Below are 13,356 nucleotides of genomic sequence, written 5' to 3' on the forward strand. Positions count from 1 at the left end.
CAATTAAAATAGTTCAGCAAAAGCTTTATGTGAACTCCCGTTGTTAATTTGCCTTGTCACCTAAACGAGTGGTTTAATGTCCATACACAAATACAGCTATTGACTCAATTAAATGCATCTGCGCTTTCTTAACCCTTTAGTATTCATTTTATTGCTATTACCCAATTTGGTATATGCGCAAAGTGATGTGCAACTCATTTCTACAGATGAAACAATTCAACTTTCATCAAAATTAAAAGTATTGAGGGAAGCAGATAATCAATTAAGTTTATACGACGTTAAAGAACAGAAAAGTCAATTTATTTGGCACCCTAAGCACAAACAAAACTATGGTTTTTCTCATTCTGGCGTGTGGCTATATACTAGTTTAAATAATGTTACAGACATCAATGAGTGGGTAATCGATCTTGGTTATGCGCAGTTAGATAAAGTTGATATTTACGTCATATCTGATGACAAGCTAATCGCTCAAACCAGTCAGGGAAAGTTACGAGCTAACGCCAAACACCGTTTTCCAACCTTACATGTATCTTTGCCTTACGCTCAACCTGTTGAGATATTTATACGTATAGAAAGCCAACACTCTAGCCTTATTGCTCCTATCGATATTCAAACAGCGGAAAAGTACGCTAATCAACTATTTTTTGATAACCTTTTTTGGGGAGTATTTTATGGCGGCTTATTAATGCTAGCCTTATACAACCTTATGCTTTTTATATGGATTAAAGACACGAGTTTATTTGCATTCATAGGTTACACCTTTGCCATAGTAATATGGCAGTTTGTTTGGGGGGGGCATGTACATCAAGTTGTATCGCCTGGGATTTCAATTTGGATATGCGCCCATACGGATTTAATATTTGTAATACTGGGGGTTGGCTCTGGACTTTTTACAGTAAATTTTTTAGAAGGGAGACACAACGCTCTCTTTTCATGTTTACTAATCCGCACCTTTTTAGGTGTCTTTATTATTCTAGCCTTACTATCTATTTTTAATATTTTGGACCCCATTTGGCTAATGTTAGCCGTGTTGCTGACTTATGTGTCTTCAACTCTAATATACACTTATGCTGGATTTGAAAGCAGAAGAAAGAACATTAAAGCTGCGGTCTATTTTATTGTGGCTTGGTTGCTCTTCGATGTTTGCATGTTGGTCGGTTTAGGTAGCTTACTCTCTCTGTATCCTTCAAATATCATTACTGCTTACGCTTTTCAGGTGGGGTTATTTTCACAAGCGGGGCTGTTTTCATTAGCCCTAGTGAGTAAAAGCCGACATAAACTAGAAGAAGAAATTGAAGAAGCAACTGATGATTTACGAAATAATATTGAATTAGTTGAAGAACAAAACGTAAGACTAGACATTGCTAGAAAAGATGCCATAGAAGCAAGTCATGTCAAATCTCAATTTTTGGCAAACATGAGTCACGAAATTCGTACCCCATTAAATGCCATTCTAGGCTTTAGTAAAGAGCTTCACTCAGAGTCATTACCACCAGAGAGACAAGAACAAGTTAGTATAATAAATGCGGCTGCAGACAACCTGCTCAGCATAGTTAATGATGTTCTCGACTTTTCAAAGATTGAAGCTAAAAAGCTAAAAATTAATAACCATCCCTTCTCCCCAACCGCTGTTTTAGAGGACATGGTGAGCATTATGGCAAAATCGGCTCACCTAAAAAATCTAGAGTTTATTTATGATGCGGATCCCCTGCCCGAAAAACTCATAGGGGATAGTTACAGAATAAAACAAATTTTAAATAACTTACTTGGCAATGCACTTAAATTTACTGACCATGGGTATATAAAATTATCTGCAGTAGGCTCTGAAAAGGCTCATGGTATCTATGAGTTAGTCATACAGGTTGAAGATTCTGGAATAGGTATAAGTCGTGAAGATCAAAGAAAGTTATTTGCGGCATTTTCACAGGTAGAAGACGCGCTAAATCGATCCTATCAGGGCACGGGCTTGGGGTTAGTAATATGCCAAGAGCTTGTTAATTTGATGCGTGGCGAACTCACTTTAAGCAGTGCTCCTGGAATAGGAAGTACGTTTACTGTGACGCTGCGAACCAATCTACTTAACCGCAGTCTATCCCTCAATTCTAGTGGTGACTGGGAAGATAAAAATGTTTTATATTTTGATCCTTACCCCCAAGCGCGCCATGCCGCAGTTAAATTATTAAAAAATATGGGAGTCAAGGTAACTGGGGTTGAATCACTATTGTATTTACGTCAATTACAAACTCAATATGACTTTGTGTTTATAAGCGTTCCCAATAATAAAGAGAACATTTTACCAAGCATTCTCGAAGCCACTCGCCATTTAAACACATCAACAACTGTGATCTTGTACTCCGGTGAAGAATCCTTATCTAAAAGGGATGACTTGTCGCAATATTTCACTCACAAAATCCGTTTACCATTAACCCTGAGAAAACTTAATAGCCTACTGCATGTGCCAGAGGAAAGCCCAACAAATAAACTTCAACAAAGATTAGAAGCACTCCCAGCGGCAAAAGTCTTAGCCGTTGATGATATGGAAATAAACTTGCGGCTACTCACCACCTGGCTAAAGAATACTAACTTGCAACTTACCTTGGCATTTAGCGGCAATGATGCAGTAGAACAGTGCAAAGAAACTGAGTTTGACTTGATTTTGATGGATGTGCAAATGCCGAACATGGATGGCTTAGAAGCGACTAAATTAATAAGGCAAACCAAGTTAAATCTTGGCACCCCAATTATTGCGGTTACTGCCCATGCCTTCAAAGAAGAACAAGACAAATTGTTAGCATCGGGGATGGACGATTATTTACCTAAACCCATTAATTTATCCGACCTAATTGATTTGATTAAACGTTGGTGTCAGATCACAGATTCTAATGATTCAGAGCAGATTAGTTTTGATTGGGAGCTGGCACTAAAGCGTACTAATCAAAATGAAGATGCAGCCAAGGATATATTGCAAAAATTTGTACAACAGTTACCAGAATTAACGGAATCTATTCTAATTTCCAGACAAGAACAAATGTACGAAGATATGTTAGCAAGAGTTCATCAATTACATGGCGCATGCTGCTATACCGGAGTTCCTGCGTTACATTCACTGTGCGAAGAGTTAGAAAGTGCGCTAAAAACGAAACATTATGAAGCCGCTTTTTACAAAGCTCCAGAGTTAAAAACAGAGTCCTTAAATATACTGCTTGCTGTGGAGCAAGCTAAGGTTTTAAAGGCTTCAGATACGGCTAATTAGTTGGATATATTACCTGCTGCTGGCATTGCTTTAACAAGGTAACAAACTCATGTTCAGACCTGTCTAACTCTGACACAGGAATATATAAATCGTATCCTAGACGTTGCCGTAACTTGGTCATACGATTAGCAAACATGGCAGTGATACCTTTATAAATTTTACCCTGAGCATCTTTGTAAATATCATCTTCAAGCAATTCGTCACTATAACAGCTACCAGAAGAACAATTTTCTGAATTCGCTGAGGGCATGTTATGAAATAGCAAAGGACGTTGTTCCATCAATATATTACTCATTAAACGGGGTGATATATTTTCTAATAAAGGAGCATAATCTTTGACCTTGATTGCAACCATATGCAGACTTTTTCTTTCAAGCCCTGAAGATACGTGAGGCACATCTACTCTTTGAATATTGTCCCAAGGTAGCACCCATTTGCCATTTTTATGTTGATAACAAATACTACTTTTTGACAATAGAAAACTAAATTGAGGCTCCCGGTATTTTACCCAAGCAATTAAAAAAGCAATGATAGATGCACTGAGAAGAAATATACCAACTAAATAAATAGTCTTAGGCATCGTCACTAACATAATCACCGAGACACAGAGCAACAACAAACCAATTAATGTTGTCACAATTACGTTTCGTTTAGCATGACTGCGGATTTCGATAATATCTTCCATCTCTACCCCCAAACAACTAGATATAAAATACACATTAAAATGGCCCAAATCACTATAGCGCGGATCCTTTTACATTTTATACAGTCCGTCGCCCACCAATTTTTATTTTTGCGCTTAAGGGTCATTGAAAGATTTGAAGTTATTATAAAACGTACCCTATCCTACCAAGCATATATTCATTTGAACAATAGTCACCCATGATAAGGATTAGTGATAAACCTTAGCCAGACAATAACGTTAGTTGGTGTACAAGAGATGTGCAAGGAGGGGGAAGTTGGTATAAAAGACAAGCGTCAAAGACACAAAAAATAGCCCGCTTAACGAGCTATTTGCTCAGTATTTTTTGATTTTCACTAAGGTAATTACTTTTCATTTGATAGAAAAGAATACACATTAGTTGCTTCACGCTCTTTTGAGAAAGAAACTAAATCAACACCATTGCAACGCATACCATTAGCAGCAGTTAATCGTTGTAATACACGCTTTGATGAACCTGCAATCACACCAATACGGCTACTCAAACTACGCTCTAACATTGCAACGTCATCTTTTACGACAGCTTCACATAAATCTTGATAGTTTAAATCACCAACATATTTGACCTTCTCATCAGAACCCATTTTAGCGTTTGCACCTAAAGCAGCAAAGACTAGAGATAATGCAATTATCTTTTTCATTTCAATTTATCCTATCTAAATAACAACACTAACAACATTTAATATGTACGACTCTTGGACGCAGTTAATTAATGACTGATTTAAAAGATAAATGCTGTATTTTTAATGTTTTCAGCAAGTGAACACCATGTAAAATCTAATAAGTCAATTTAATGACAAAACTAAGACACTGATATTATTTAAGTTTATTACCTTAAGTATTCCATAAAGAAATATAAAAAACCAAATTAATACCAAAAACCTCTATATGGTTCGGGTTTTAATTTTTACCCGTTTAGACAAAAACACCTTTATTAACATAAAAGTAAAAACATTTACTAAAAAGTCCACAACCCCACTAGGCCTAAAAACAACCACCATTCACTTTAAGCCAAAATCATTTTCTCAATTTTATCTATACCTATGTTTTTTTCCTAAATTAAATAGATTTTTAGCGAGACGACCGCAGCCCTAAGGCTTATAATTTATCGAAAATGTAACCACTTTTTAATTATGATTAACAAATTTAAACTTCTCCCAGAATGGGTTGCGCAAGATGCTGTAATACTTGCCTGGCCAGATGAAAATACAGACTGGCAGCCTTGGTTGAACCAAGCTCGAGCTGTTTACATTGAAATAATAAACACTCTGAATCTAACAGATACAGCTGTTATCCTATTAGTAAGGCAAAATGCAATAGAGTCTTGTAAGAGACTGATTCCTAAAAATGCTAAAGTCTTGTTAGTTACTGCTGATTACAATGACACATGGCTGCGAGATTATGGCTTTTTAAGTGTTTCTGATGGTAATAGGGTCTCACCTATTGAGTTTACTTTTAATGGCTGGGGTGAAAAGTTTGATGCGAGTAAAGATAACCAGATAAATAAACTAGCGCTGCAACAGTTCTGTATATCTGACATTCACGCTATAGATCTTGTGTTAGAAGGTGGAGCGATTGAAATTGATGACAATGGCCATTTACTTTCCACTGCCTTATGTTTACAAAACCCAAAGCGTAATGGCGTCAAATCATTAACTGATTATCAACAGGATTTTGCCTCTACTTTAGGTGCAACCACTAGTACGATTCTAAAACATGGGCACTTAGAAGGCGATGATACCGATGGCCATATTGATACATTAGTAAGGTTTACGCCAACCAATGGCTTAGTTATTCAAACAGCATTTAACAGGCCGAAAGATCCACACTTCCGAGGATTAGATGACTTAAAATTAGAATGTATTGCTGCGTTTCCCAATCACCAGATTTTCGAATTACCTTTACCACATATAGTGAATAATGAAGGTCAAAGATTACCCGCGTCTTATGCCAATTTTCTTATTTCTAATCAGCATATATTGTGCCCCATATACCAGCAGCCTGAAGATGAGCTTGCCATTGTCACTATAAAAAATGCCTACCCAGATTTTACGATTGTAGCGATTAATTGCCTGCCTTTAGTTCAACAGTTTGGTAGTTTACATTGTATCACCATGCAAGTACCTGAAGGGGTGCTTAAGCCAGAGGTTTTACAAAGCCTTAAAAATGGAGTTTTTTTATATGAATAAACACAAGCTTAAAGTAGGGCTTGTTCAACAAGCCGTAGAAGGCAATAACAAACAAGTAAATTGGCAGCGTAGTAGCGAACAAATCACAGAATTAGCAGAGCAAGGTTGTGAGTTAGTTTTATTGCAAGAGCTTCACAGCACCCTCTATTTTTGCCAGCAAGAAGACACTGACAACTTCGATTTAGCCGAGCCTATTCCAGGGCCTGCTACCGACTATTTTGCAGCATTAGCCGCTAAATTGAATATAGTACTAATCACTTCGTTATTTGAAAAGCGCGGCTCAGGGCTTTATCACAACACAGCCGTGGTATTTGACCGAGTGCAAGGCTTAGTTGGCAAATACCGAAAAATGCATATTCCAGATGATCCAGGCTTTTACGAAAAATTTTATTTCACCCCTGGAGACATGGGCTTTGAACCTATTCAAACCAGCGTTGGTAAGTTAGGGGTATTAGTGTGCTGGGACCAATGGTACCCAGAAGCAGCTAGGCTAATGGCAATGGCTGGCGCCGATATGCTGTTTTATCCAACTGCGATTGGGTGGGACAAAAACGATACGGCAGAAGAACAAAGCCGCCAACATGGCGCTTGGGAAACCATTCAGCGCTCCCATGCTGTAGCAAACTCAATTCCAGTTGTTGTGGCCAATAGAACAGGCTTCGAACCCTCACCTGTGGCAGGGGATCCAGGTATTCAATTTTGGGGGCAAAGTTTTGTTGTTGGACCACAGGGCGAAATACTTGCTAAAGCGCCTAGCCATGAAGAACAGAATCTAACTGTTGAGATAGACTTACAAAAAACCGAGCAAATAAAACGAATTTGGCCCTACTTTAGAGACCGCAGAATTGAAGCCTATGATGATTTAACGAAAAGATGGCGTGACTAAAACGCCATAAGTAGTTAGCAGCAGAGTGGTTATTTTGGTGTTGCTGCTAACCTCTATTGATTTTACGTCTAGTTTATTGAGTAAGACTCAGAACCTAGGCTTTTGCACTAGGACGACTACTAACAGCAGCATACCAACGTTTTAGATTGGGATGCTTCTCGGTTAACTTGATATCTACCACCCGAGCAAAATCAAGGGCACACAAAGCAGTTATATCAGCGATGCTATATCTATCACCTGCGATATATTCAGACTCCCCCAGGCGTTTTTCTAACACCTTTAGAAATCCAGCTGCATTTTTACCTGCCACTACACCATACTCTTTAATAGGCGTCATCCGATCTTTGAAATAACCCGTGCTATGTTGAAAACACATGCCAACCTGACCAAAAAAGTACAACTCAACTTGTCTATGCCACATATCTATTTGGGCTTTTTCTAATGGCGTGCTACCCATCAAACAGGGCTCTGGTTGAATTTCTTCAAAATAGCGACAAATTGACGCTCCTTCACTGATACAAGTGCCGTCATCTAATTCCAATACTGGGATTTTTCCAACTGGATTTTTGGCGCGCATCTCTGGAGATAAGTTCTCACCTTTTTGGAGGTCGACTTGCACGTATTCCATTGGAATACCTTTTTCTGCAAGAAAAATTCTAACTCGTCTCGGAGAAGGGGCGGTTTTGGTATCGTAAATTTTCATATATTTATTCCTATAATCCTGAGGCTTAAGCGCAGCGCCACAGTAATTGTGACGATTAGTTAAAAAGGCATGATTAAGGAGCTGTATTTAATCTTGAGACTCTTTCCAAGCAGCCAGTTTTTCTTCACTATGCTTTTGAATATATTGGTGCTTATTACTCACCCACCACTTTTCCATGATACGAACATTTTTTTCATTACTTCTATAAAACAAGTCAAAAATATCTCCTAAAAAAGGAATAAGGCCGAGTAAAAAATCAATCACTATATTTTTTAGCATGCTAAAAATCAAAGATTTAGGGACTCCCATTTTTACAGCCAAACGAACAATCACTAAAGAAACGCAAGCCATAATGACATCCCCTACAAAAGGAATCAGACCAATAATAAAATCTAATCCAAGCCTAATACCAATCCCAGGAATACGGATTTTGTTATCGCTTAAGTTAGCCAACGTCTGTGCTTTTAAAAGCTCCTTGGGCGCCCTATAGTTATCATTCATAGTTATCCAATACTTTGTAATATTTGGCCGCAAAACCAAGCCATATATGTGCCTACTGTATAACCCAACACTGCCAACATTACCGCGACGGGAGCTAACGAAGGATGAAATGCCGATGCAACAATAGGTGCAGATGCTGCCCCACCTACGTTTGCTTGACTACCCACAGCCATATAAAACAGTGGCGCTTTAATTAGCTTAGCTACACCTAACATCAACGCAGCATGGATCACCATCCAAATTGCTCCAATTATGAAGAATAAAGGCTCTTCTATAATCATAGTGACGTCCATTTTCATACCAATGGTTGCAATTAATATATACAAGAATACCGAGCCTAATTTGGATGCGCCTACACTTTCTAACTTTCTAGCTTTTGTAAAAGATAATGCTATACCTATCGTACTTGAAAAAATAATCATCCAGAAAAATTTACTATGGAAACTAAATTTACCCATATTTGGAAAGTGTTCAACAAAATACGGGGTAACATTGTCGGCAAAAAGATGAGCCGCCCCCGTCACGCCAAAGGCCACAGCAACAATTAGCATTAAATCTGCCACAGTAGGGATTTTAGAATGTTTTGCTTCAAAGCTACTTACTTTTTCTTTAAGCTCGTCGATTGCAGAGGTATCAGCACCGGTTTTTGCATCAATAGCTTTAGCATTGGCAGCCATTACTAGCAGTACTGCCATCCATAAATTAGCCACTATTATGTCTACGGTAACCATGGCAGAAAACATTTGGTCACCAGCACCATAAATTTCTTTCATAGCGGCTTGGTTAGCACTACCGCCAATCCAACTACCCGCTACCGTTGTCATTCCCCGCCATACAGCTTCCGGACCATCAACACCCACTAACTCTGGAACGAATGTAGCAACAACTATTAATGCGATAGGGCCACCAATGACGATCCCTAATGTGCCAGTAAGAAATAATATAATAGCCTTACTACCCAATCGAGAAATAGCTTTAAGATCAACACTTAGGGTTAGTAAAACCAAACAAGCAGGTAATAGATAGCGGGACGCCACGTAATAAAGTTGCGATTTTTCGCCATCAACGAAACCAAGGGTATTCAATAAAGAAGGTAAGAAATAACACAGCAGCACAGAGGGAACAAACATATAAAACTTTCGCCAGAATGGAGCTTCACTACTAGCAGTATAAAAAACTAAACCTAGTAGAATCGCCAAAATCCCCATTATGGTAGCGTCGTTTGTAAATAATGGACTATGAAGTACAGCTTGATCTGTAAGTACGGGTGTCGACATAAATGATTCCTGTTGTGCTATTGCGCTGTTCCTGAAAACCAACGCAACTTTTTTAATTATTATTTTTGGTTGTAACCACTATATAGCGGTAACTAATGCAAACCTTATATTAACACAAGCCTAGTAAGGGTGATCGAATGGGTTACAACTGTTAGAAGAATAGAGGTTACTCTGCCCCCATTGCCTTTGACAGCTCGCTTCTTTTTTGGGTGTCTTCTGGAGTAGATAACCAACCTTTAAGATTTTTAATTAACATATTAGTCAAAGCTTCAATATGTTGCGTATCGGCATTTAATGCTGCTATGTATTCGTATCTCTCACCACCAGCCTCTATGAAATACTCTTTATTTTCTTCTCCAATTTCTTCAATAGTCTCTAAACAATCAGCTGAAAAACCAGGGCAAACAAGTTGCACTGACTTAACTCCTTGTTGAGGAAAAGCTTTAAGTGACTCATCCGTATAAGGCGTTAACCATTCCTCTCGGCCAAAACGAGATTGAAAGCTAGTAAAATGCTCATTCTTACTTAAACCTAAGTTTTCAGCTATTAGGCGAGAGGTTTTATGGCACTCACAATGATAAGGATCTCCCTTCAGTAAATATCTTTTAGGAATGCCGTGATAACTAAAAATCAGTTTGTCTGCCTTGCCGTTAACTTTCCAATGCTCACGTATTTTATTGGATACCGCTTTTATATATTCAGGGTTGTCATGATAATGAGTCATAAACCTTAACTCTGGCATCCAACGCTTTTTCATAAAACTTTGCGCTATAGCATCAAAGGTAGAAGCTGTGGTTGATGCACAATACTGTGGATACAAAGGTAAAACTAGTAGCTTTCTTACCCCTTGTTGCAGCATTTTATCTACCACTGAGTCAATTGATGGTGAGCCGTAACGCATAGCAAACTCAACCACAACATGCTCGCCATATTCAGAGACTAATTTTTCTCTAATAGCATTTGCTTGATCTTGTGTATGGAACATTAGCGGCGACCCTCGCTCAGTCCACACTCCTGCATAGGCCTTAGCTGAACGACTTGGTCGGATATTTAAGATGACCAAATTCAATATCATCCACCAAATAAGTTTGGGCACCTCTACAACTCGCGGGTCAGATAAAAACTCTTTGAGGTAGCGTCTAAGCTCTGCTTTTTTAGGGGCATCTGGGGTACCTAAATTAGTAACTAACACACCCACTCTATCTAATTGGCTATGATTAAATGCAGGATTACCTTGATATTTCATGAAAAAGCTCTCGATGAAGTATGAGACAGACCAGTCTCAACTCGACATATGATGTCTATAAATACGATTAACTTAACATTTTGGACCAATGCAGATAAAAATCAATCGATGATCTAGTTTAGACAGCGCTATTTTTTACTCTAAACCTAGTAAAATCAGTATTATTCTGTGTGAAACCTGTGCATCATTAGGCTTAGTGCTAGAGAGTGCAGCACCAAGGAACTTGAATTAAAGTAGGGGGTTAGAGTATGGCAAATAAAAAAAGTAATGAAGATAACCAATCAAATCCGGTGTCTGAATTAGATAGCCTTAGAAATATAGTATTCGGCGCGGCAAAAAGTGAGATTGAGCAACGGATTTCTGCTTTAGAGCAACAAACACTAGATAGCTTTAAAAAAATGGAGCTGTTAATAGAGAAGAATGCAAAATCTTTACATGCAAGTATGCAAGATGGCTTTAATCAATTAGAAGACAAACTTGCCTTAGCTGACCAAGGACAGGAACAAAAATCAGCAGAGCTTAATGCATATGCAGACAAAATTTCCTCAGAGTTAGAAATGGCTGAAACTAGCAGCAAACAAGAAACTGACGAGTTACATAAACGAATCGACACTGAAGTAAATGAGCTTACTATTAAGTTCAACCATCAACTTGAAGAAGCACTAGCTAAACTGACACAGGTATCTTCAGAGTTAAATTCGACTAAAACAGACCGTAAAACTTTAGCTAAACTACTCGCTACTGTTGCTTCTAACCTTGAAACTGGCGACGAAGAGTAGCCAAAGTAATGCTAGAAAATAACCAAGGGGCATCTAAACAATCTAGCGATCAACAAATGCAAGAATTGCGTGACATAGTGTTAGGTGATGATGGCCAGTATGTTACTGAAAAAATTAAAGAAAATGCTAGGTTAATGGTGAGTGAAGTTTTATCTGAAGCATTACACGACCGAGAAAAACAAGACGGTTCAGTTAATACGGTACTACTCCCCCTTGTTGAAAAGTCCGTTGAAACATCAATTACCAATCATAGCCAACAATTTGTAGGGTATTTATATCCCTTAGTAGGTAGCTTAGTTCGCAAATCCGTCACAGCATTCATTACCGAGTTTCTCGAAAAAACCAATACTTTGTTAGAGAACAGTTTTACGGTTAAAGGTCTCAAATGGCGCTTTAAAGCTTGGCAAGCGGGAATTAGCTTTTCCCAGTATGCAGCCAGCCAAACCTTTGCATTCAGAGTAGAGCAGGTATTTTTAATACATAGTGAAACGGGGTTACTTCTAAACTCTGTATCTTATGGCTTAGACACGGGTACAGATCCTGACTTAATGTCCTCAATGTTAACCGCAATAAATGATTTTGTTTCAGACTCTTTCAAGCCTAATCAGAGCCCCAGTGAACAGCACTTAAATGTAATACGTACCAGTGACTTTTCTTTATTGATAAAACCAGGGCCCAAAGCCGTTGTAGTGGCCTCTATTACAGGAAATATGCCCCAAGGTGTGGCTAATCAACTACAACAAACATTAGAAGAAATTCACAGGCTTTATGATCAAGAGTTAACAAATTTTAATGGCGATACTGTGCCCTTTGAGCATACACAAAATCAATTACGAAACTGTTTAATCTCAGAGTTAAAACCAGAACACCAAGATAAAAAGAAAAAGCCTTGGTTCGCTTGGATTCTGGTGAGTATGTTTTTTATTGGGTTTGGATACCTTGGTATCAAACAATGGCAAGCCCATAAGTTATTAGAAAAAGTAGAGCAACTAGACAACGAACCAGGTATTTTAATTACTGACATCTCTACGCTTGGCTTAAACAAGGTCCAGTTAAATGTACTAAGAGACCCTGCTGCACAACCTATTAGCGAATGGTTACAACAGCAGAGTATTGAACAACAAAATATACGGCTCAAAGAACGAGCTTATTTATCCCTTGAACCCCGCTTAATGCAACTGAAAGTAAAGGGTGTTTTAAAACAATTCCCTAACATTCAAGTAGATTGGTCTTTGGGGTATCCTCAGTTTACTGGCCAAACAAGCATCAGTGAACAGCTTCGGTTAAAAGCAGAACTAACAACTATCACTGGGCTTAACCTTCAAAGCAATTGGATGAATACCTTATCTATAGAGGACTCTGCAACAGACCCTCTAGACGACCCACAGCTACTAAAAGAGATTTTGGATATAAAAGTTGCTGAAATAAATAGGCTACACGTTACCTTTGGCAATGGAGAAAGTGAATTATCCAGCAATGCCGCACACGTGCTAACATCAGTAGCACAACAATTCAAAGATCTTGAGTCATTAACTGAGCGGTTACGCTTGTCCATCAGCCTTATCATAATGGGAACCAGCGATATGTCTGGCGACCATGACTATAATAAAATACTGAGTCAAGTGCGGGCGGATAATGTAAAGTCTAAATTACAACAACTAGGAATTGACGAAAAGCGCTTAAATGCAATAGGATTGGGCGTAATAGATTTAAACACTACACAAAAAGACGCCAGGATGGTCTTGTTAAATGTGGTATATTTTAATACAGCCAAACCCATCATAAATAACTTCGAGTAGAT

11 protein-coding genes are annotated in these 13,356 nt (G+C 38.3%); 5 read left to right on the plus strand and 6 right to left on the minus strand.

The genetic code is table 11. The annotated features are described in order from the left end of the window. Nucleotides 1-112 precede the first annotated feature (112 nt). A complete protein-coding gene (locus tag EOK74_RS00410; protein WP_133467865.1) occupies nt 113-3,253 on the plus strand; it encodes a hybrid sensor histidine kinase/response regulator in 3,141 nt (1,046 codons plus the stop codon). Here the strand turns inward: EOK74_RS00410 and EOK74_RS00415 are convergent. Further along, nucleotides 3,246-3,938: a DUF2982 domain-containing protein gene (locus EOK74_RS00415; protein WP_133467867.1), complete on the minus strand. Its 693-nt coding sequence runs from the start codon at nt 3,936-3,938 to the stop codon at nt 3,246-3,248. The two genes, EOK74_RS00410 and EOK74_RS00415, sit on opposite strands and share 8 nt — an antisense overlap. Before the next feature lie 362 nt (nt 3,939-4,300). Continuing rightward, on the minus strand, nt 4,301-4,615 hold the full coding sequence (locus tag EOK74_RS00420; RefSeq protein WP_133467869.1) for a DUF3718 domain-containing protein: 315 nt from the start codon (nt 4,613-4,615) through the stop codon (nt 4,301-4,303). 492 nt (nt 4,616-5,107) lie between these two features. Between EOK74_RS00420 and EOK74_RS00425 the strand changes: the two genes are divergently transcribed. Then, complete coding sequence (locus tag EOK74_RS00425) at nt 5,108-6,163, plus strand: agmatine deiminase family protein (protein WP_133467871.1); 1,056 nt, start codon at nt 5,108-5,110, stop codon at nt 6,161-6,163. Next, nucleotides 6,156-7,049 (plus strand): carbon-nitrogen hydrolase, encoded by an 894-nt coding sequence (locus EOK74_RS00430; RefSeq protein ID WP_133467872.1) that lies wholly within the window; start codon nt 6,156-6,158, stop codon nt 7,047-7,049. The genes EOK74_RS00425 and EOK74_RS00430 overlap by 8 nt, the downstream gene beginning before the upstream one ends. Before the next feature lie 94 nt (nt 7,050-7,143). Here EOK74_RS00430 and EOK74_RS00435 read toward each other — a convergent pair whose 3' ends face one another. The 4 genes from EOK74_RS00435 to hemH form a co-directional block, all read right to left on the minus strand. Further along, nucleotides 7,144-7,752 carry a glutathione S-transferase family protein gene (locus EOK74_RS00435; RefSeq protein ID WP_133467874.1) on the minus strand — a complete coding sequence of 203 codons (609 nt, stop codon included), beginning with the start codon at nt 7,750-7,752 and terminating at the stop codon, nt 7,144-7,146. A gap of 87 nt (nt 7,753-7,839) precedes the next feature. Beyond that, a complete protein-coding gene (locus EOK74_RS00440; protein ID WP_133467876.1) occupies nt 7,840-8,253 on the minus strand; it encodes a DUF4112 domain-containing protein in 414 nt (137 codons plus the stop codon). Between the two features lie 2 nt (nt 8,254-8,255). Beyond that, nucleotides 8,256-9,530 (minus strand): DUF819 family protein, encoded by a 1,275-nt coding sequence (locus EOK74_RS00445; protein WP_133467878.1) that lies wholly within the window; start codon nt 9,528-9,530, stop codon nt 8,256-8,258. 166 nt (nt 9,531-9,696) lie between these two features. Continuing rightward, nucleotides 9,697-10,776 carry a ferrochelatase gene (gene hemH, locus EOK74_RS00450; protein ID WP_133467880.1) on the minus strand — a complete coding sequence of 360 codons (1,080 nt, stop codon included), beginning with the start codon at nt 10,774-10,776 and terminating at the stop codon, nt 9,697-9,699. Between the two features lie 248 nt (nt 10,777-11,024). Here hemH and EOK74_RS00455 point away from each other — a divergent pair, with 248 nt between their 5' ends. Together EOK74_RS00455 and EOK74_RS00460 are read left to right on the plus strand one after the other, a co-directional pair. After that, nucleotides 11,025-11,555, plus strand: coding sequence for a hypothetical protein (locus tag EOK74_RS00455; protein ID WP_133467882.1), 531 nt, complete (start codon nt 11,025-11,027; stop codon nt 11,553-11,555). A gap of 8 nt (nt 11,556-11,563) precedes the next feature. Further along, nucleotides 11,564-13,354 (plus strand): OmpA family protein, encoded by a 1,791-nt coding sequence (locus EOK74_RS00460; RefSeq protein ID WP_133467883.1) that lies wholly within the window; start codon nt 11,564-11,566, stop codon nt 13,352-13,354. Nucleotides 13,355-13,356: the final 2 nt, after the last annotated feature.

The organism is Paraglaciecola marina, from assembly GCF_004360155.1.
In the GTDB taxonomy this organism is placed as follows: domain Bacteria; phylum Pseudomonadota; class Gammaproteobacteria; order Enterobacterales; family Alteromonadaceae; genus Paraglaciecola; species Paraglaciecola marina.

Bases quoted from the DNA above. Each gene is read 5' to 3' on its own strand.
- EOK74_RS00410 (WP_133467865.1), top strand. From the start codon at position 113: ATGCATCTGCGCTTTCTTAACCCTTTAGTATTCATTTTATTGCTATTA.
- EOK74_RS00415 (WP_133467867.1), bottom strand. From the start codon at position 3,938: ATGGAAGATATTATCGAAATCCGCAGTCATGCTAAACGAAACGTAATT.
- EOK74_RS00420 (WP_133467869.1), bottom strand. From the start codon at position 4,615: ATGAAAAAGATAATTGCATTATCTCTAGTCTTTGCTGCTTTAGGTGCA.
- EOK74_RS00425 (WP_133467871.1), top strand. From the start codon at position 5,108: ATGATTAACAAATTTAAACTTCTCCCAGAATGGGTTGCGCAAGATGCT.
- EOK74_RS00430 (WP_133467872.1), top strand. From the start codon at position 6,156: ATGAATAAACACAAGCTTAAAGTAGGGCTTGTTCAACAAGCCGTAGAA.
- EOK74_RS00435 (WP_133467874.1), bottom strand. From the start codon at position 7,752: ATGAAAATTTACGATACCAAAACCGCCCCTTCTCCGAGACGAGTTAGA.
- EOK74_RS00440 (WP_133467876.1), bottom strand. From the start codon at position 8,253: ATGAATGATAACTATAGGGCGCCCAAGGAGCTTTTAAAAGCACAGACG.
- EOK74_RS00445 (WP_133467878.1), bottom strand. From the start codon at position 9,530: ATGTCGACACCCGTACTTACAGATCAAGCTGTACTTCATAGTCCATTA.
- hemH (WP_133467880.1), bottom strand. From the start codon at position 10,776: ATGAAATATCAAGGTAATCCTGCATTTAATCATAGCCAATTAGATAGA.
- EOK74_RS00455 (WP_133467882.1), top strand. From the start codon at position 11,025: ATGGCAAATAAAAAAAGTAATGAAGATAACCAATCAAATCCGGTGTCT.
- EOK74_RS00460 (WP_133467883.1), top strand. From the start codon at position 11,564: ATGCTAGAAAATAACCAAGGGGCATCTAAACAATCTAGCGATCAACAA.